Source organism: Nocardia sp. MDA0666 (assembly GCF_003023875.1).
Taxonomy (GTDB): Bacteria; Actinomycetota; Actinomycetes; order Mycobacteriales; family Mycobacteriaceae; genus Nocardia; species Nocardia aobensis.
This window is the reverse complement of the sequence record NZ_PYHT01000024.1, coordinates 15,530-34,209: the sequence shown is the minus strand read 5'-3', so window position 1 is coordinate 34,209 and position 18,680 is coordinate 15,530. Positions and strand designations below refer to the sequence as shown.

The following is an 18,680-nucleotide window of genomic DNA, read 5'->3' as shown; positions in this document are numbered from 1 at the left end:
GCTCCCGTGATACCACTCACCGGGACCGGCGGTGTGCGAACGGCCTGCGCGGCACCAGCCTGCGGCACCATGGGCCGTGGACCGCCCGACCGGCGGCCGGCGAGGTGTGTTCGACAGTGTGTGTATCCGGACAGCGATGGTGTGCGAAGAGATGACGGCGGAGCCCGCGACGATTCCGGCTCTGGTCTCCGCACAGGCACGCCGGAACAAGTCGACCGTCGCGATCGTCGAGGGCCGCACCCGCCTCACCTACGCCGAACTCCACGCAGAGGCGCTACGGGTGACCCGCGCGGCGATGGCCCGCGGGGTGGCCGCCGGAGACCGGGTCGCGATCTGGGCACCCAACAGCGCCCGCTGGATCGTGGCCGCCGTGGGCCTGCTCGGCGCGGGCGCCACCCTGGTGCCGATCGGCACCCGGCTGCGCGGACCGGAGGCCGCGGCGATTCTGCGCCGCACCCGATGCCGCGGGCTGTTCACGGTGCGCGGATTCCTGGGCATCGACTATCCGAGCCTGCTGGCGGACCAAGGCCCCTTACCGGACCTGGAATTCACGGTCCTGCTGTCCGGCACGCACGCCACGGACGACAGCGCCACGTCCCCATCGATGTCCGACGACGATCAGGACCCGCCAACCGGCGCTGCCCAGTCGGTCACCGGTTCGGGGCACCGGCACGAGCCCGATGGAGGCGCTCCCCGTCCGCCCGATCGGCGCGAGAGCCCACCGATCGGCTGGCGAGACTTCATCGCCGACGCCGCGCGAATCCGGTCGTCGGATGCCGAATCACGAATGGCCGCATTACCTTCCGACGCGATCAGCGACATCCTCTTCACCTCCGGCACGACGGGCTCTCCCAAAGGGGTGCTCACGACGCACCGGCAAACCCTGACCGTGCTGGACCGGTGGGCGAGCGCGGTCACCCTGCGGCACGGCGACCGCTGTCTGCTGCCGAATCCGTTCTCGCATACCTTCGGATACAAGGCGGGCATCGTGGCTTGCCTGTCGCGGGCGGCCACCATGTATCCGGTGCCGGTGTTCGATCCGCGATCCGCGGCGGATCTGATGGCAGCCGAGCGGATCACCGTCCTCGCCGGCCCGCCGACGGTTTTTCTCGATCTGCTCGCGACAGGGCGGTCGTTTCCGGCGCTGCGACTGGTCGGCACCGGCGGCACGGCGATTCCGGCGGAGCTGATCGCCCGGATGCGTGCCGACCTCGGAGCCGATCGGGTCTTCACCGCCTACGGTCTCACCGAATCGGTCGGCGTGGTCGCGGTCTGCCCGCCCGGTACGGATATCGAACGCACCGCCCACACTGTGGGTAGAGCGTTGCCGGGCAGCGAGATTCGAATCCTGGACGCCGACGGCCGCGACGTGCCGGCCGGCACGCCCGGCCGGATCGTGGTGCGCGGCCCGAACGTGATGTGCGGATATCTCGACGACCCCGCCGCCACCGCCGCCGCCGTCGACCCGGAGGGCTGGCTGCATACGGGCGATATCGGCGCCCTCGACCCCGGCGGTTGGTTGCGGGTCACCGACCGGCTCGAGGATATGTTCATCGTCGGCGGGTTCAACGTCTATCCGGCCGAGGTCGAACAGACGCTGCGCCACTATCCGGGCATCGCCGAGGTGGCGGTCGTCGGCGTACCCGACGAGCGCCTCGGAGAGGTCGGCGCCGCCTTCGTGGTTCCCTCCGCGACGGCGCCGTTCGACGCGGACGGCTTGCTCCCGTGGTGTCGCACCCGCTTGGCCGGATACAAGATTCCGCGCACGGTCCGGATAGTCGACCGGTTGCCCCGCACGACTGCGGGGAAGGTGCGGAAGCGTCAATTACGTTGTGCGCCGTGATATTCGAGCACGACAGTCGGTGAGGTTCGCGGGGTCGTGCCGTCGAGTGCCCCTGCAGCACCGACTCACGACCAGCCTCGGCGTGCAGGCCGGAACCACCGAACCCGGGCCGGTGATTCACGCGATCACCGGCCCGGCCGCGAGTGGCCTACTTGCTGACTTCGTTGCGCATCTGCGCGGTGAGGATCTTCTGATACCCGGAGCCGAAGATCCGCGGCAGCAGATCGATCATCCGGGCGTCGTTGCCGATCAGCACCTTCGCCTTGTCCTTGCGGATACCGTCGACGATCGCCTTGGCGGCCTGTTCCGGACTGGTCTTGGCGAGCCGGTCGAAGTTGGCGGCCAGCGCGTCCCGATCGCGGGTGGCGCCCGCGCGCGCCTTCCACGCGATCTCGGTCTGAATCATGCCGGGATGCACGCAGCTCACCGCGACGTTGTGCCCGGCGATCTTCATTTCCTGGCGCAGCGCGTCGGTGAAACCCCGGATCGCGAACTTCGTCGCGTTGTAGGCACCCTGGGTCGGGCAGGCGGCCAGGCCGAACATGCTCGACACATTGACGATCGCGCCGTCGCCGGAGGCGATCACGTGCGGCAGAAAGGCTTTCGTTCCGTAGGCCACGCCCCAGAAGTTGATGTTGACGATCCATTCGAAATCGTCCCAGCTGACCTCTTCGGTGCTGGCGGTCAGCGACACACCGGCGTTGTTGACCACGATGTTCACGCCGCCGAAATCGCCCGCCACCTGGTCGGCATGGGCGTACACCGCGTCCCGGTCGGTGACGTCGAGCCGGTAGGCGCGCGCGTGGCCGCCCTTCTTCTCGCACAGTGCGGCGGTCTCGGCGACATTGTCGATATTGCGGCCGGACAGGGCCAGGCGAGCGCCGTGGCCGGCCAACTCCAGGGCCAGGGCTCGCCCGATACCGGCGCCGGCGCCGGTGATCACGGCGGTCTTACCTGCGAAATTCTTCACCGCGGAAATCCTTTGTGTCAGTGGGAGGTGAATCCGCCGTCGGCGACGAATTCCGAACCGGTGCTGTAACCGGACTCGTCGGAGATGAGGAACAGCACCAGATTCGCCAATTCCTCCGGGGTACCGGGACGTGCCAGCGGCTGATCGTGGAACATCGAATTCGAGCGCGCCGAATCGCTGGTCATTTCGGTCATCACCACACCGGGATGCACCGAGTTGACGCGAATTCCCATGGGCCCGAATTCTTGTGCCGCGGTTTTGGTCATACCGCGCACCGCCCATTTGGAGGCGGTGTAGCCGAGGATGTTGGAGAAGCCGATGATGCCGCCGACCGAGGAAATGTTTACGATCGACCCGCCACCGGCACGTCGCATCGATCCGACCACGGCCTTCATCCCCAGGAAGACACCCACCTGATTGACGTCGATCACCTTGCGGTAGTCCGCTTCGGCGAGCGTTTCGATCGGATCCACGTGCACGATTCCGGCGTTGTTCACCAGGCCCGAGACGGGCCCGAACGCCGATTCCGCCTGCGCGACGACATCGTTCCACGCGGATTCGTCGGTCACGTCGTGGGCGACGAACAGCGCCGCGTCGCCCAGCCGCGCGGCGGTCTCCTTACCTTCCTCCGCCAGCACATCGGTGATCACGACCGAGGCGCCCTCGGAGACGAGTCGCTGCGCGAACGCCGCACCCATGCCCCGGGCCGCGCCGGTGACGACGACCGTTTTACCGTCGATCCTGCCCATGATCACTCCCGTCCCGTGCGTGCGGGCGTCTTGCGGCCGTTGCTCGCCCGCTCGGACGCCGATGCGGCGACCGCTTCCCGCGGTTCGCGTTCGTCGGCGAGGTGGTTGGCCGCGATGTACCCGAAGACCATGGCGGGGCCGATCGTCGCTCCGGCGCCCGCGTAGTCGTTACCCATGACCGACGCCGAATTGTTGCCCGCCGCATACAGTCCCGCGATCGGCGCATTCTGTTCGTCGAGCACACGGGCATATTCGTCGGTGCACAGCCCGCCCTTGGTGCCCAGGTCACCGGGCACCATTTCCACCGCGTAGAACGGTCCTCTTTCGAGCGGCGCCAGACACGGATTCGGCTGCACGGTGGGGTCGCCGTAATACCGGTCGTAGGCGGAATCGCCGCGTCCGTAATCCTCGTCGCGCCCGCTGCGGGCGAAGCCGTTGAAGCGCTGCACCGTGGCGGCCAGCGTCGCGGCGGGAACACCGATCTTGTTCGCCAACTGCTCGAGCGTATCGGCCTGGGTGATGATTCCGGCGTCGAGATATTTCTGCGGAATCGGGCGCTTCGGGAAGTTGCCCAGGAACAGATATCTGTCGCGGAAGGTCTGGTCCATGATGAAGTAGGCCGGAATATGGTCGACCCCTGCGGCCTGCTGCTCGTACATGGTGTGCACGACATTCACATACGGGGCCGATTCGTTGACGAACCGCTCCCCCGCGTGATTGACCATGATGCCGCCGGGTTGTGCCCGTTCGGCCAGGCAGAAGAAGGGCGGACCCTCGGGGTTGCGCACCGACGGTCCCCACCAGGCGTCGTCCATGAGATCCACCGCGCCGCCGGCCTTCTGACCCGCGACGATCCCTTCGCCGACGTTCTCGGTGGCGCCGACCGTCCAGTCGGTGGATTGCGGCCCGGAGATGTACTGCTTGCGCATCTCCAGGTTGTGCTCGAAACCGCCCGCCGCGAGCACCACGCCGCGGCGGGCCTTGATCAGCACCGGAACGCCCTGGTGTTCGGCGCGCACACCGACCACGGCACCGGCCTCGGTGACCAGTTCGGTCAGCGGGGTGTTCAACCATACGGGCACGCCGGCGTCGCGCAGCGACAGCCACAGTCGTGCGGCCAGGGCCTTGCCCAGGCTCAGCGGCAGCCGGCCGCGCAGCTTGTTCGCCACCGCCTGCGCCCCCACCTTCATCGCGGTGCGCTTACCGGCCCAGGTGCGGGCGATCATGTTCAGGTCGTGGAAGTCGCTGACGGTGAAGGCGATTCCCTTCGGCCCCGACATGGTCGGCTGGTTGATCTTGTGCAGATCACCACCGAGCAGACGGCCGTCGATCGGAGCCGGTTCGATGCTGCGGCCCTGTGCGAGCCCGCCCGGGAATTCCGGGTGGTAGTCGGAGTAGCCGCAGTCGTAGACGAACTGCCAGTACTTGCTGCGCGCTCCGATGTAGCGCATCATCTCCGGCCCGTGGTCGAGGAAGGCACGCTGCTTCTCCTCCGGGACACGGTCGCCCACAACAGCTTTCAGATATGTCCGAGCCAGTTCCGGGCTGTCCGGCACACCCGCGGCCTGCAGCACCGGATTGTTCGGGATCCAGATTCCGCCGCCGGAGCGCGCGGTGGATCCGCCGAAGCTGCGGCTCTTCTCGATCATCGTCACCGACAGCCCGCGATAGGCGGCGGTCAATGCCGCGGTCATACCGGCGGCGCCCGAGCCGACGACCACCACGTCGAATTCGAATTCCTGTGTCATCCGTCCTTCTTCCCCATCGTTGCATCCGACGCTATGGCCGCCCGGCCGCGGCGACACGGGACGGTCCCGACCAGCGGGACTTACGGCTGACCAGTACGGGTCCGGGAAGGACTATTTCGACTAGGCATACACCGCTACGACAGGGAGCACGCGGATGAAGTTCTCGATGATCTTCGAGGCCCAGATGACCGATCCGACCGCCGAGCACGAGGCGCAGGTGCTGCGCGACTGTGTGGAGCAAGCCGTGCTGGCCGACGAGATGGGCTTCGACACCGTCTGGGCCGTCGAACACCACGGTCTCAAGTGGTACGCGCACATGAGCGCCCCCGAAATCTTTTTGACCTGGGTGGCGGCCAAGACCCAGCGCATCCGGATCGGCCACGGCGTGGTGTGTATGCCCTTCAACTTCAACCACCCGGTGCGCGCGGCCGAACGCGCGGCGATGCTCGACGTACTCTCCGGCGGGCGGCTGAATCTGGGCGCCGGGCGCGGTGCGACACCGGTCGAGACCTCCATGTGCGGGGTGGACCCGGAACGCACCTACGCCGAGGTCGAGGAGTCGCTGCGGATGATCAGCCGGGCCTGGCAGGATCCCGAGGGCGAATTCGAATATCACGGCGAACTGCTCGACATCGCTCCGCATTCGCTGTTGCCGCGGCCGGTGCAGCGTCCGCATCCCCCGCTGTTCATGGCGTGCACGAAGAAGGACACCCTGAAGCTGGCCGCCGACTACGGAATCGGCGCTCTGGTACTGGGTTTCGCGGGAGTGGAGGAGATCGCGGAACTGCGCCGCACCTACGACGAGGCGATCGCCGCCCGCACCGGTGAGCGGTTCGTCTCGACGGTGACCAACGACCACTTCGCCGCCCTGTGTCCCACCATCGTGCTCGACGACCGGGAGCGGGCGCAGCAGATCGGCGCGCGCGGCCAGCGGTTCTTCGCGCAGTCGATCAAGCACTACTACGGCGCCGGTCCGGTGCCGGACGAGGCCGTGGATCCGACCGTGGACGAGGTGGCGCGGATCAAGGAGGCCGCCGACGAGCACGTCGCCTACCTGCACGAGGCCAAGATTCCGGTGAAGGCGGGGTCGACCTCGGTGTTCAACGCCGACCACGCCTACGGCAGCCCCGAGGACGCGATCGCCTACGTCGAGCGACTGCGCGACGCGGGCGCCGACGAGATCCTGTGCCTGATCCAGATGGGCACCGTGCCGCAGGAGGCCTGCCTCGAGACGATCCGGCACTGGGGCGAGAAGGTCATTCCGCACTTCCGGAATCAGTGATCGGACAACCACGCGCAGGTCTCGCTCATCGAGACTGCCGCGAGCCGAGGACGCCGGATGCGGCGCAGGATCTCGGCATATTTTCAGGAGGAGAAGTCGAATGGTCGATCTCACAGGCAAAGTCGCATTGATCACCGGCGCGGCGCGCGGACAGGGCGCGGCGGAGGCACGCCTGTTCGTCGAACGTGGTGCGCGGGTCGTTCTCACCGACGTACTCGACGCCGACGGAAAGCAGTTGGCCGACGAACTCGGTGAGGAGGCGCGCTTCGTCCGCCATGACGTCACCTCGGCCGACGACTGGAATGCCGCTGTCGCCGTGGCCGTTTCGGAATTCGGCGGGCTCAACGTGCTGGTGAACAACGCCGCGATCTACACCGCGAAACCACTCACCGACACCACGCCGGAAGAGCTGGAGAAAATTCTGCAGGTCAATCTCGTGGGCGCATTCCGGGGTATCCGGTCGGCGGTGGGGCCGATGTCCGAGGCGGGCGGGTCGATCGTGAACATCTCGTCTCAGGCGGGACTCGAGGGCCTGATGGGGCACTCCGCCTACGGCAGCTCCAAATGGGGCCTGCGCGGGCTCACCAAGACGGCGGCACTCGAATTGGGCCCCATGGGTATTCGCGTCAACTCCGTGCACCCGGGCCCGATCGCGACCCCGATGGTCCCGTATCTGACCACCGGTCCGGGCAGCTTCCCGACCCTGCCGCTGCAGCGCACCGGCGTGCCGGAGGAGGTCGCCGAGCTGGTCGCCTTCCTCGCCTCGGACGCGTCGTCGTATGTCACCGGTGCGGAGGTCACCATCGACGGCGGACTCGCCGCCGGGAAGTTCATGCCGCCGGAGCTGCAGGAGGGACTGTGAGCGGGCGATTCACGCCCGGCCACGGTTCGAGTGGGCCGGGAGCGGGGAGGAAAGCCGGTTCCGGCGCGGTCGGATGCGCGGCGGGGGGCGACGGCTGATGGCGATGACGCCGCGCACACGAGCGGTGGTCGATGCTGTGACCGCGGCGTTCCCGAAACTGGGGACCGACGTGCTCGACGCCGCCGAAGCGCGGCGGCAGCTCGCGGCTCGTCCACCGGCGCCGATCGAACCCATTCCGGTTGCCGCCGTGCGCGATTCGACCGTATCGAGTCCCCATGGCACCGGCATACCCGTGCGGATCTACACCCCGAGGGGCGGCACCCAGCCGCTACCGGTCATCATGTTCTGCCATGGCGGCGGGTTCGTGATCTGCAGTCTCGACAGCCACGATCAGTTCTGCCGTGTGATGGCGAACGAGACCGGCGCACTCGTGGTGTCGGTGGATTATCGCCAGGCGCCGGAACATCGGTTCCCGGCCGCCGCGCAGGACGCGTACGCCGTGCTGCGCTGGATCGGCGCGGCCATAGCACAGCACGGTGGCGACCCCGCCCGGATCGCCGTGGCCGGCGACAGCGCGGGCGGCAATCTGGCGGCGGTCACGGCGCTGATGGCCCGCGATCTGGGCGGTCCGGCCGTGGTTGCGCAGCTGCTCATGTACCCGATGCTGGATCCGGCTCGCGCGAGCGCGTCGTACCGGGACAACGCGCAGGGTTATTTCGTCACCGACGACCATCTGCGCTGGTACTGGGAGCAATACCTCGGCGACGCCGACGGCACCGATCCGTATGCGGCGCCCCTGCTGGCCGACGCCGCCGGGCTACCACCGGCGCATATCGCCACCGCCGAGTACGACCCGCTGCGCGACGAGGGCGAGGCCTACGGGGCGCACCTGGCCGCGACCGGTATCCCCGTCGAGGTGCATCGCTACGAGGGCATGTTCCACGGGTTCATGACCATGGGCGATGTGCTGCCGGAAACCGGCGTCGCGAACGAACGCGCCTTCGCGGCACTGCGCCGGGCCTTCGCTGTGCCGGCCCGGCCGATATTAGGGTGCGCCGACGGCCCGTGATCCCTACCGTGAACAGGGAGAGTTGTTCACGAAAGGATCGAGATCATGTTTCCCGTCGAGCTGCGCGGCACCAAGGCGCAGACGCTCATGTGGGCCCACGAGCACGAGGTCGAGCCGGCCGCGCTGCAGCAGCTGCGCACCCTCGCCCAACTGGAATGGGTCTACGGCGTCCGCGTGATGCCCGACGTGCACCTCGGCAAGGGAGCCACGGTCGGGTCCGTCATCGCCATGAAGGACGCGGTCGCCCCGGCCGCCGTGGGCGTCGATATCGGCTGCGGGATGGAGGCCGTCAAGACCTCGCTGACCGCCTCCGATCTGCCGGACGATCTGCATTCGCTGCGGTCGCGCATCGAGGCCGCCGTACCGGTCGGATTCAACGCGCACAAGGAGCCGGTGAAGGTCACCCGCCTGCAGCTGGATGTGCACGGCCGCCGGGCGGCCGGCGCCACGTTGCGAGCCGGATGGTCCGCCTTCTGGAGCCGGTTCGGCGATCTCGATCCCGCCGTGCAGCAGCGAGAGTCCAAGGCGCACAAGCAGATGGGCACGCTCGGCGGCGGGAACCACTTCATCGAGGTCTGCCTCGACACCGAACAGCACGTGTGGATTCTGCTGCACTCCGGAAGCCGCAATATCGGCAAGGAGTTGGCGGAGCGGCATATCGCCGTGGCCCGCACGCTCCCGCAGAACCGGGACCTGCCCGATCGCGATTTGGCCGTATTCCTCGCCGGCACACCGGAAATGGACGCCTACCGGCGCGATCTCAGCTGGGCGCAGGAGTACGCGGCCCGCAACCGGGCGGTGATGCTGGACCTGGTGTGCGGTGCCGTGCGTGACGAATTCGACTCGCTGGCAGTACGTTTCGATGAGCCGATCTCCTGCCACCACAACTACGTGTCGGAGGAGATGGTCGACGACATGCCGATGCTGGTGACCCGCAAGGGCGCGGTCCGGGCCGGAGCCGGTGACCTCGCCCTGATCCCCGGATCGATGGGTACCCGCTCGTATGTGGTGCGGGGCAAGGGAAATCCCGCCTCGTTCCAGTCGGCCTCGCACGGTGCGGGCCGCCGCATGAGCCGCAATGCGGCCAAGCGGCAGTTCAGCGTCGCGGATCTGATCGCGCAGACCGACGGTGTGGAGTCCCGCAAGGACGCCGGGGTGATCGACGAGATCCCCGCGGCCTACAAGGACATCGACGCCGTCATCGCGGCCCAGAGCGATCTGGTCGATGTGGTCGCGACACTGCGTCAGGTGCTGTGTGTGAAGGGCTGAAGGCGGATTCGTTCCGGCATGCCGGCGATGGGCGTGCCGGAACGGCCGCGTCTATTTGCGCAGCACACCCACCATGCCCGCGCCCAGCAGCATCATGCCCGAGATCAGGGCGAAGCCGTAGGTCACCCAGGAGTGCAGTGCCACCTGCATCGTGGCATCGGTGAAGGGCAGATCGCCGATCAGGCGGAAGGTGTCGTCCGGGTACAGCAGATGCAGCACGCCGGGAAAGATCCCCCACACCAGGCTGGCCACGATCGTGCCCACCGGCGAGAACGCGGCCATCGCCGCGACGAACAACAGCAGCAGGGAGCCGCCGAAGATCTCCAGCGCCGCGGTCCAGCGGTCGGTCACCGCACCCACGATGACCCAGTACCGGATATCGGCTCCCCCCTTGGCGGCGAACGCGATTCCGATGGGCGTCACAATGAGCCCGAACAGCACACCCGAGAGGGTCCGGCTGGTGACCCCGCGACTTTGGAACTGCGCGCCCGGTGGGGCCCAATCCGCAGGTGATTCGAACTTCTTGGCCATCGCCCGTTCCTCCCGCATTCCCGCGCATGCCAGCGGACCTCGCAGTCCGATCGCCCTCATTGTCCTGCCTCGTGGCCGAAAATGCCCGACGCCGGGCGGAAAACGTTCGTGGCGTGGCGGTCCCGGGTTGCCGGTGGTTAGCATCGGCTATGCCCTCGACATCAGGATCTGCCCGGCCGCCCGAAATTCCCGGAGTGCGCCGCAGTTTCATCGAGGCCCGCGGCGTGCGATTCCATGTCACCGAAGCCGGGGTGCCCGACGGCCGGCCGGTGCTGTTGCTGCACGGATGGCCGCAGCACCACTACGCCTACCGGCATCTGCTCGCCGATCCCCCCGCCGGGCTGCGCCTCATCGCCCCGGACCTGCCGGGTTACGGCTGGTCCGGTCCGCCGCCGCATCGCTGGGCCAAGGAGGACGTCGCCTCCGACCTGCTCGCGCTGGTCGACGAGCTCGAACTGCCGCGGCTGTTGCTCGCCGGTCACGACTGGGGCGGGTTCGTCGGATTCCTGATGGTGCTGCGGGAGCCGGAGCGGTTCGAGGGTTATCTGCCCCTCAATATCGCGCACCCGTGGATCACCGCCCGGACCTTCGCACCGCACGCCTGGCGTTTCGCGATGTATCAGCCGCTGGTGGCTACCTTCGGCGTGCCGCTGCAGCGGTACACACCGTTCGTCGATCGCCTGTTGCGGCTGAACGCCGACGCGCGGCGTACCTTCACCCCGGAACTCGCCGGGATCTACGGCGACCGGTTCCGCGATCCGGCGGTGGCCCGCGCGGCCACCGACACCTACCGCACGTTCTGGTTGCGGGAACTTCCCGCCGCCCGCCATCCGGAACGCCGCCGCGCCACGATCCCGATCCGTGCGCTGTTCGGCACCGGCGATGCGGCCATCCACCCCTCGCTGGCGGCCGCGGAGAGCGCGCGTGCCGACGACTACACCGTCGAATACGTCCACGGCTGTGGACATTTCATCCCGGAGGAGCGACCGGACCTGGTGCGGGATCGGCTGCTGGCGCTGGCCGCCGAAACCGGTTAGACAGGGCCGCGACCGGTCTTCCGATCACGCGCGGGCCCGTGTCGGGACCGTGTTTCCGTGCACGGGGTGCGGCTGTAGCCGGATGGTGGCCAGGTGTCGGAGGGGTCGGGCACGATGGAGCGCGTGACTACCACCGAGCTGCGCGAATCCGCCGAATCCCTGCTGCGCGAGCTGGCCGGGCCCGGGGCGCGCCTGCGCGAGGACCAGTGGACGGCCATCGAGGCGCTGGTCGTCCAGCGGCGGCGGGCGCTGGTGGTCCAGCGCACCGGCTGGGGCAAATCGGCGGTGTACTTCATCGCCGCGCGGTTGCTGCGGTCCCAGGGGCGGGGGCCGACGGTGATCGTGTCACCGCTGCTGGCATTGATGCGCAACCAGGTCGCCGCCGCGCGCCGGGCGGGAGTGATCGCGGAGACCATCAACTCCGGCAACGTGACCGAATGGGACGAGATTCATCAGCGCGTCGCCGCCGGTGAGGTCGATGTGCTGCTCGTCAGCCCGGAACGATTGAACAACCCCGATTTCCGCGATTCGGTGCTTCCCAAGCTGGCCGCCGACGCCGGCCTGGTGGTGGTCGACGAGGCGCACTGCATCTCCGACTGGGGGCACGATTTCCGTCCCGACTACCGCCGCATCCGCACGTTGATCGCCGACCTCGGCGAGGACATTCCGGTGCTGGCGACCACCGCCACCGCCAACAACCGCGTGGTCACCGATGTCGCCACCCAGATCGGCACCGACACCCTGGTGCTGCGCGGCACCCTGGACCGGGAATCGCTGCATCTGTCCGTGGTGCGGATCGACGACGCCGTCCAGCGGACCACCTGGCTCAGCCGGCAACTGGGCGAACTACCCGGCTCCGGAATCATCTACACACTCACCGTCGCGGCCGCACACGACCTTGCCGACGTCCTCACCGACCACGGATACCCGGTCGCGGCCTACACCGGTCGCACCGAACCCGGAGAACGCGAAACCCTCGAACAGGCGCTGCTCGACAACGATGTGAAGGCGCTGGTCGCGACATCGGCGCTCGGCATGGGCTTCGACAAACCCGACCTCGGCTTCGTGGTCCACGTCGGCGCCCCCTCCTCCCCCATCGCCTACTACCAACAGGTCGGCCGCGCCGGACGCGGACTGGTCCCGGACGCCTCGAGCCCTTCCGGCCGCGCGGCCCGCGCAGAGGTCATCCTGTTGCCGGGGCCCGAGGACCGGCGGATCTGGAATTACTTTGCGTCCGTGGCCTTTCCGCGTGAGCAGGTGGTGCGGTCGGTGCTGTCCGCCCTGGACTACGAACGCCCGATGTCCACGGTGGCTCTCGAACCCCTGGTGGAACTGAGCCGGTCGCGGTTGGAGATGGTGCTGAAGGTACTGGATGTGGACGGCGCGGTGCGGCGGGTGCGCGGCGGCTGGCTCGCCACCGGTGAACCGTGGACCTACGACACCGAACGCTACGAGCGCCTCGACCGCGCGCGCGAAGCGGAACAGCAGGCCATGCTCGAGTATCAGAGCACCGCCGAATGCCGGATGAACTTCCTGCGCCGCCAACTCGACGATCCGGGCCTGGCCCCGGACGCGCCCGGGTGTGGTCGCTGCGACAACTGCACCGGCCGCCGTTTCGATACCGCGGTCGACGCCGACGAGGTGGCCACCATCCGGGCCCGGCTGGACCGGCCCGGAATCGATCTACTCCCCCGCAAACAATGGCCGACCGGACTGTCGAAGTTGGGAGTTCCGTTGTCCGGCAAGATATCCGACGGCCCCGAGGTGGGCCGGGTGCTGGGCCGGCTCAGCGATCTCGGGTGGGGTCAGCGCTTGCGAACCCTGCTCGACGCGCCCGACGGCCCGGCGCCCGACCATATCGTCGACGCCTGTATCGCCGTTCTGCGGGAATGGAAGTGGACGCAACGTCCCGGGGCGGTGATGGCCCTGCAATCGGCGACGCATCCGGTACTCGCCGCCGACCTGGCCGCCCGCCTGGCCCGCATCGGCCGCCTCACCGATCTCGGTGTCCTGCACACCCGTCCCGACCGGCCACCGGTCTCGGCGGCCAACTCCGCCCACCGCGTGGCGGCACTGTTCGACTCGTGGGAGACCCCCGACCTCACCGGCCTCGACACCCCGGTCCTGCTGGTCGACACCCACACCGACACCGGATGGACCCTCACTCTCGCCGCCCGCACCCTCCGCCACGCCGGCGCCCCCGCGGTCCTTCCCTTCGCGCTGGCCACTCCGACGTGAGGTACGGACGCGGCGCGTGCGGTGCCCGGCGATCGATCACCCACTATCGTCGATCCGGTGACCAGTAAGTCGACGCCGGCCGTGGAGTTGACGGTCGGCGAGCATACGGTGCGGGTGTCGAATCCGGATCGGGTGTACTTCCCGGAGCTCGAGGCGACCAAACTCGATCTGGTGCAGTACTACCTGAGCGTCGGCGACGGAATCGTCAACGCCCTGCGGGACCGGCCGTGCATGCTGCACCGCTTCCCGAAGGGATTGCCGGGCGGGAAGGTGCATCAGAAGCGGCTCCCGGCGGGGGCGCCGGACTGGATTCCCACCGTGCGCGTGCACTTTCCGCGCTACAACCGGCACGCGGACGAACTGTGCGTGCGGGAACTCGCGGACGTGATCTGGGCGGTGCAGATGTCGACGGTGGAGTTCCATCCGTGGAACTCGCGTCGCTTCGACACCGAGAAGCCGGACGAATGGCGCATCGACCTGGATCCGATGCCGGATTGCCCGTGGTCGCGGGTCCAGCGTGTCGCGGAGGTCGCGCACGAGGTCCTCGACGAGCTGGGTGCGGTCGGCTGGCCCAAGACCTCCGGCGGGCACGGCCTGCACATCTACGTGCGCATCGCGCCCGAGCACGGCTTCCAGCAGGTGCGCCGCGCCGCGCTGGCCTTCGCGCAGGAGGTCGAGCGCCGCGCCCCCGACGATGTGACGACCACGTGGTGGCGCCGCGATCGCGATCCGGCACTGCTGTTCGTCGACTACAACCAGAACGCCCGCGACCATACGATCGCCGCCGCCTACTCGGTTCGCGGCAATGCCGCCGCCACGGTCTCGACACCGGTGCGGTGGAACGAAATTCCCGATATCGAACCGAACGACTTCACCATCAACACCGTCCCCGCCCGCTACGCCGAACTCGGCGATCTGCACGCGGGTATCGACGACGCGGTCTTCGACCTGAATACGCTGCTGGAATGGGCCGACCGCGACCGGGTCGAGGTGGACCTCGACGAAGACGAAGGAGCACACGACGCATGACCGGCGCAGTCCGCATCGCACTGGCACCGCTCACCAATGACTCGCTGGAACAGGCGATCACCGGCGCGGGAGCGCGGATTTCGGAGCTGAGCGACGCGCGGGCGCTGGTGTGGGACGGCGGTCCGAACGGATTTCCCGACCTGCCCGAGTCGATCGAATGGGTGCAGTTGTACTCGGCCGGGGTCGAGGAGTTCTTCGACGCCGGCATCTTCGAACGCCATCCGACCGTGGTATTCACCTCGGCGGCAGGCGCTTTCGCCAAGAGCGTTGCCGAAGCGACGATGGCGCTGCTGCTCGCGGGCGTGCGCTACCTGCCGGAGCACATCCGCGCCCACAGTTGGCGGCAGACCGAGTTCTTTCCGCATATCGGCACCTTGCGCGGGGCGACCGTCGCGGTAGTCGGCGCGGGCGGGATCGGCCGTGAGGTCATCGCCATGCTGGAGCCGTTCGGAGCCCGGGTGATCGCCGTCAACCGCTCCGGCCGCCCGATCGACGCCCCCAATGTGGTGGAAACGATTCCCGCGGAACGCATTTCGGAGGTGTGGGCCCGCACCGATCACGTGGTCGTCGCCGCGCCCGCGACCGAGGGCACCCGCCACCTGATCGGCAAGGACGAACTGACTCAACTGAAACCGCATTCGTGGGTGATCAATGTCGCCCGCGGGTCGCTCATCGACACCGAAGCCCTGGTCGCCGCACTGCGGGAGGGCGCCGTCGGCGGCGCGGGCCTGGACGTCACCGATCCCGAACCGCTCCCCGACGGCCATCCGCTCTGGGACCTGCCGAATGCGATCATCACCCCGCACGATTCCAATCCGCCGCAGCTGCGTGCAGCCGCCTTCGCCGACCACGTCGCCGCGAACGTCACCCGCTTCACGCAGGGGCGTGAGCTCCTCGCACGGATCGATCCGGAGGCCGGTTACTGATCACCGCCCGTGCCGGTGACTACCGCAGGGGGATGTCCACCCCGTGCTCCTCGGCCGGGCGCGGGCCGAATATCCGGCGATCCGCCTCGGTGATCGGCACGTCGTTGATGCTCGCCTCCCGACGTGCCATCAATCCCTGGTCGGTGAATTCCCACAGCTCGTTGCCATAGCTGCGCCACCATTGACCGGTACGGTCGTGCCATTCGTACTGGAACCGCACGGCCATGCGGTTTCCGCGAAATCCCCACAGGCTCTTACGCAGCGCGTAGTCGAGTTCGCGTTCCCACTTCGCGGTCAGGAATTCGACGATCTGCGCACGGCCGGTGATGAATTCGTCCCGGTTCCGCCAGGTCGAGTCGGGGGTGTAGGCGAGCGCGACCCGGTGCGGATCCCGGGTGTTCCACGCATCCTCGGCCGCCTGCACCTTCTGCGCGGCGGTTTCCAGGGTGAACGGCGGATAGGGCGGTCGAGCTTCGGACATCGGATTCCTGCCTCTCCATGGGGAACGTTCGTTCTCCACCGACGCGTTACGATAGGGAACGCACGTTCTCGATGTCAAGGGAGTCCCGGCCATGCCCGCCACGCTCAGCGCCGAACGGAATGCGTCCGACCGCGCGGCGCTGCTCGACGCCGCCGAGGAGTTGATGTACGCGCACGGCGTCCAGGCCGTCGGAATGGATCGGATCCGCGACGCGTCCGGCCTGTCGCTCAAGCGGATCTACGCCCTGTATCCGACCAAGGAAGACCTCGTCGTGGCGATGCTGCGCCGCCGCGACGAACGGTGGCGCCAGGCGCTGGCCCGGTACGTCGAACGCGTCGACGATCCGATCCGGCGTGTCGAGGCGGTCTTCCACTGGCTACGAGACTGGTTCGGCGAGCATGGTTTTCGCGGCTGCGCATGGATCAACATGCACGGCGAACTCGGCGCCGAGTCACCGGCCGTCCGCGCGGAAGTGCGCGCACACAAGGCCGCCTTCCACGACATGATCGCCGGCTGGGTCGCCGCCACCGGATCCGACGCCGCCGACGCGATCTACCTGCTCGCCGAGGGAGCCATCGTCACCGCCGGCATCACCGGCGAGACAGCCGCCGCCTCGACCGCCGAAGCCGCCGCCGCGCAGCTACTTTCGACTACCCGGCGGTGAGCGTTGCCGACAGTGCACTCACTGACGTGGGGCGTCTTCATCGTGGCCACCGGCAGCCCGAGCGCGACAGCGGCCGATGCGGCGGGTCGCGATTCGACGACATGCCGAACGTGAGGTAGGGGACGCGCGACGCCTCCCGTACCCGGCGGCAACTCTCGGCCGACACCCAGATTTCATGGGATTGCGGTAGCCGATTCGGCGGCTACTGTGGTCAAAACGACGGGGGGACTGCTAATTTCGAGCCTTCCACATAAGAAACGGTGGTGATTCACATTCATCGCCGCACGGATCCGGGGCGGACGATCATGCATGCAGCTTCCTCGCGCAGGGCGCTTTTTCGGGCGGCCGGCTTCGGCCTCGCTGCCGCGACCGTGGCGCGTAGCGCGCCGGTCGCGGGTGCGCGCACCGTCTCCCGGCATGCACCGCTGCCGAATCCGTCCGATATCGCCACCACGGATCCGGCACTGCTGACCGCTACGGAGGCATCCGCGCTGCTACAGACCCGCCGGCTGCATCCGGCCGAACTGCTCGACGCCTGCTTGCGACGCAGCGCGACCTACGACGGCGCGACCACCGCGTGGGTTCGTACCTATCCCGAGCTCGCCCATCAGCAGGCAAAGCGGGCCGCGCAACGACTGGCGGCCGGGAACGCACCGCTGGTCTGCGGACTCCCGATCGCGGTCAAGGACATCTACGCGGCCGCGGGACTGCCGGTCACCGCGTCGAGCCGCGTTCTCGACGGCAATGTCGCCGCCGGGGACGCGACGGTCTGGCGGCGGCTACGCGAGGCGGGCGCGGTCCTGATCGGGCACGTGCACACCGCCGAATTCGCGATGGCCACCGACACTCCACAGGTCGGAAACCCCTGGGATATCAGCGAATCCATCGGCGGCTCCTCGGGTGGTAGCGCGGCGGCGCTGGCGGCCCGATTCGCCCCGCTGTCGATCGGATCCGATACCGGTGGTTCGATCCGCATCCCCGCGTCCCGGGCCGGAGTCACCGCCATCAAGCCGACATTCGGCCGATGTAGCCGCTATGGCCTCATCCCCGTGATGTGGACCAGGGACCATCCCAGTCCGATGGGGCACAGCGTCGCCGACGCGTCCCTGCTGCTGTCGGCCATGGTGGGTCCCGATCCGAACGACCCGGTGACCGGTGTGGCGCCGGCGCCACCGGAGGACGGCTTCCCGCTGACGGCCACGGGTGGTGTGACACCGTTGTCGGGCAAGCGTTTCGGAGTGCCGACGGAATTCGTTCACCCACTTCCCCCGGCACTCGGCACGTTGTTCACCGGCTTCCTCGGGCTGGTCACCGCGCTGGGCGGCGAGACGGTGGAGGTCACCATGCCGACACCACCGCTCGCGCTGGCCACCGGTGATGCGGTGGAGCTGGGGATGTTCCATCGGCAGTGGTCGGACAGGCTGTCGCTCTATCGGACCGAGAGCGCCGCGGTCGTGGCGATGGCACTGGCGGCGCTGGCCGCGCCCGCCTCCGACTACTGGCAGCTGGAACGCGACCGTGCGCGATTCCAGCGCCGGTACAACCAGTTGTTCGCCGACAACCGGCTCGACGCGGTGATTCTCCCCGGTGCGATCACCGACAGCTCGAAACGCGATGACATCGGCCCGATTTCCCTCATCGGCCCCTGCGATATCCCGATGATGTGGGCCAACTACACCGGCACACCGGTCCTGGCCCTGCCGGCGGGCCGATCCGCCGCCACCGGTCTGCCGTTCGGCGTGCAGCTCGGCGGAAAGCCCTGGGCGGAAGCCGATCTCATCGCCATCGGACTCGAATTGCAGGCCGCGGACACCGCATGGCGGGACATGCCGTCACTGCTCCCGAATCCGCGCACACTGCCCGAGATCGCCCCCGTGGCCCCCGGTGACGGCCCCGACCCGACCAACACCGACGCCGGAGCCCCCGCATTCAACTTCATCCCGACCACCAGCGCCGTCAACACGTGACCGAACAGCGGTTCC

General features: G+C 68.3%; 16 protein-coding genes. 11 read left to right on the top strand and 5 right to left on the bottom strand.

Translation table 11 applies throughout. From position 1 onward, the window contains the following. Positions 1–151: 151 nt before the first annotated feature. Entirely contained in the window at positions 152–1,843 is a 1,692-nt protein-coding gene (locus tag C8258_RS26290) for an AMP-binding protein (RefSeq protein WP_158271315.1), read from the top strand. Positions 1,844–1,991: 148 nt separating this feature from the next. Here C8258_RS26290 and C8258_RS26285 read toward each other — a convergent pair whose 3' ends face one another. From C8258_RS26285 to kstD, 3 genes are read right to left on the bottom strand one after another with little or no spacing between them, the layout of a single operon-like run. Beyond that, the gene (locus C8258_RS26285) at positions 1,992–2,813 is read right to left on the bottom strand and encodes an SDR family oxidoreductase (protein WP_036499555.1); all 822 of its coding nucleotides are present in this window, start codon (positions 2,811–2,813) and stop codon (positions 1,992–1,994) included. 17 nt (positions 2,814–2,830) lie between these two features. Further along, positions 2,831–3,562 carry a glucose 1-dehydrogenase gene (locus C8258_RS26280; protein WP_106957458.1) on the bottom strand — a complete coding sequence of 244 codons (732 nt, stop codon included), beginning with the start codon at positions 3,560–3,562 and terminating at the stop codon, positions 2,831–2,833. A gap of 2 nt (positions 3,563–3,564) precedes the next feature. Then, complete coding sequence (kstD, locus tag C8258_RS26275; RefSeq protein WP_106957457.1) at positions 3,565–5,310, bottom strand: 3-oxosteroid 1-dehydrogenase; 1,746 nt, start codon at positions 5,308–5,310, stop codon at positions 3,565–3,567. A gap of 154 nt (positions 5,311–5,464) precedes the next feature. Between kstD and C8258_RS26270 the strand changes: the two genes are divergently transcribed. The 4 genes from C8258_RS26270 (at position 5,465) to C8258_RS26255 (ending at position 9,792) form a co-directional block, all read left to right on the top strand. Further along, positions 5,465–6,592, top strand: a complete 1,128-nt coding sequence (locus C8258_RS26270) for an LLM class flavin-dependent oxidoreductase (RefSeq protein ID WP_106957456.1) — start codon at positions 5,465–5,467, stop codon at positions 6,590–6,592. A 100-nt stretch (positions 6,593–6,692) separates the two neighbouring features. Further along, positions 6,693–7,454, top strand: a complete 762-nt coding sequence (locus tag C8258_RS26265; protein ID WP_106957455.1) for a glucose 1-dehydrogenase — start codon at positions 6,693–6,695, stop codon at positions 7,452–7,454. Positions 7,455–7,551: 97 nt separating this feature from the next. Next, positions 7,552–8,523 (top strand): alpha/beta hydrolase, encoded by a 972-nt coding sequence (locus C8258_RS26260; RefSeq protein WP_106957454.1) that lies wholly within the window; start codon positions 7,552–7,554, stop codon positions 8,521–8,523. A gap of 45 nt (positions 8,524–8,568) precedes the next feature. Further along, positions 8,569–9,792, top strand: a complete 1,224-nt coding sequence (locus C8258_RS26255; protein ID WP_106957453.1) for an RtcB family protein — start codon at positions 8,569–8,571, stop codon at positions 9,790–9,792. Positions 9,793–9,843: 51 nt separating this feature from the next. Here the strand turns inward: C8258_RS26255 and C8258_RS26250 are convergent, their stop codons facing one another. Continuing rightward, on the bottom strand, positions 9,844–10,323 hold the full coding sequence (locus C8258_RS26250; protein ID WP_030512770.1) for a hypothetical protein: 480 nt from the start codon (positions 10,321–10,323) through the stop codon (positions 9,844–9,846). A gap of 149 nt (positions 10,324–10,472) precedes the next feature. Between C8258_RS26250 and C8258_RS26245 the strand changes: the two genes are divergently transcribed. The 4 genes from C8258_RS26245 (at position 10,473) to C8258_RS26230 (ending at position 15,553) form a co-directional block, all read left to right on the top strand. Then, positions 10,473–11,360 carry an alpha/beta fold hydrolase gene (locus C8258_RS26245; protein WP_106957452.1) on the top strand — a complete coding sequence of 296 codons (888 nt, stop codon included), beginning with the start codon at positions 10,473–10,475 and terminating at the stop codon, positions 11,358–11,360. 114 nt (positions 11,361–11,474) lie between these two features. Beyond that, on the top strand, positions 11,475–13,598 hold the full coding sequence (locus tag C8258_RS26240) for an ATP-dependent DNA helicase RecQ (RefSeq protein ID WP_106957451.1): 2,124 nt from the start codon (positions 11,475–11,477) through the stop codon (positions 13,596–13,598). 57 nt (positions 13,599–13,655) lie between these two features. Further along, the gene (ligD, locus tag C8258_RS26235; RefSeq protein WP_036499570.1) at positions 13,656–14,627 is read left to right on the top strand and encodes a non-homologous end-joining DNA ligase; all 972 of its coding nucleotides are present in this window, start codon (positions 13,656–13,658) and stop codon (positions 14,625–14,627) included. Next, a complete protein-coding gene (locus tag C8258_RS26230) occupies positions 14,624–15,553 on the top strand; it encodes a D-isomer specific 2-hydroxyacid dehydrogenase family protein (RefSeq protein WP_106957450.1) in 930 nt (309 codons plus the stop codon). Before ligD ends, C8258_RS26230 begins: the two co-directional genes overlap by 4 nt. Positions 15,554–15,572: 19 nt before the next feature. Here the strand turns inward: C8258_RS26230 and C8258_RS26225 are convergent, their stop codons facing one another. Then, complete coding sequence (locus C8258_RS26225) at positions 15,573–16,034, bottom strand: nuclear transport factor 2 family protein (RefSeq protein WP_106957449.1); 462 nt, start codon at positions 16,032–16,034, stop codon at positions 15,573–15,575. Between the two features lie 91 nt (positions 16,035–16,125). On the opposite strand from C8258_RS26225, the gene C8258_RS33530 reads away from it, so the two are divergent. Both C8258_RS33530 and C8258_RS26215 read left to right on the top strand, forming a co-directional pair. Beyond that, positions 16,126–16,698, top strand: a complete 573-nt coding sequence (locus C8258_RS33530) for a TetR/AcrR family transcriptional regulator (protein ID WP_106957448.1) — start codon at positions 16,126–16,128, stop codon at positions 16,696–16,698. 305 nt (positions 16,699–17,003) lie between these two features. Continuing rightward, complete coding sequence (locus tag C8258_RS26215) at positions 17,004–18,665, top strand: amidase (RefSeq protein WP_106957502.1); 1,662 nt, start codon at positions 17,004–17,006, stop codon at positions 18,663–18,665. Positions 18,666–18,680 lie beyond the last annotated feature (15 nt).

Coding starts and splice junctions, on each gene's coding strand:
- C8258_RS26290 (WP_158271315.1), top strand. CDS start 152: ATGACGGCGGAGCCCGCGACGATTCCGGCTCTGGTCTCCGCACAGGCA.
- C8258_RS26280 (WP_106957458.1), bottom strand. CDS start 3,562: ATGGGCAGGATCGACGGTAAAACGGTCGTCGTCACCGGCGCGGCCCGG.
- kstD (WP_106957457.1), bottom strand. CDS start 5,310: ATGACACAGGAATTCGAATTCGACGTGGTGGTCGTCGGCTCGGGCGCC.
- C8258_RS26270 (WP_106957456.1), top strand. CDS start 5,465: ATGAAGTTCTCGATGATCTTCGAGGCCCAGATGACCGATCCGACCGCC.
- C8258_RS26265 (WP_106957455.1), top strand. CDS start 6,693: ATGGTCGATCTCACAGGCAAAGTCGCATTGATCACCGGCGCGGCGCGC.
- C8258_RS26260 (WP_106957454.1), top strand. CDS start 7,552: ATGGCGATGACGCCGCGCACACGAGCGGTGGTCGATGCTGTGACCGCG.
- C8258_RS26255 (WP_106957453.1), top strand. CDS start 8,569: ATGTTTCCCGTCGAGCTGCGCGGCACCAAGGCGCAGACGCTCATGTGG.
- C8258_RS26250 (WP_030512770.1), bottom strand. CDS start 10,323: ATGGCCAAGAAGTTCGAATCACCTGCGGATTGGGCCCCACCGGGCGCG.
- C8258_RS26245 (WP_106957452.1), top strand. CDS start 10,473: ATGCCCTCGACATCAGGATCTGCCCGGCCGCCCGAAATTCCCGGAGTG.
- C8258_RS26240 (WP_106957451.1), top strand. CDS start 11,475: ATGGAGCGCGTGACTACCACCGAGCTGCGCGAATCCGCCGAATCCCTG.
- C8258_RS26230 (WP_106957450.1), top strand. CDS start 14,624: ATGACCGGCGCAGTCCGCATCGCACTGGCACCGCTCACCAATGACTCG.
- C8258_RS26225 (WP_106957449.1), bottom strand. CDS start 16,034: ATGTCCGAAGCTCGACCGCCCTATCCGCCGTTCACCCTGGAAACCGCC.
- C8258_RS33530 (WP_106957448.1), top strand. CDS start 16,126: ATGCCCGCCACGCTCAGCGCCGAACGGAATGCGTCCGACCGCGCGGCG.
- C8258_RS26215 (WP_106957502.1), top strand. CDS start 17,004: ATGCATGCAGCTTCCTCGCGCAGGGCGCTTTTTCGGGCGGCCGGCTTC.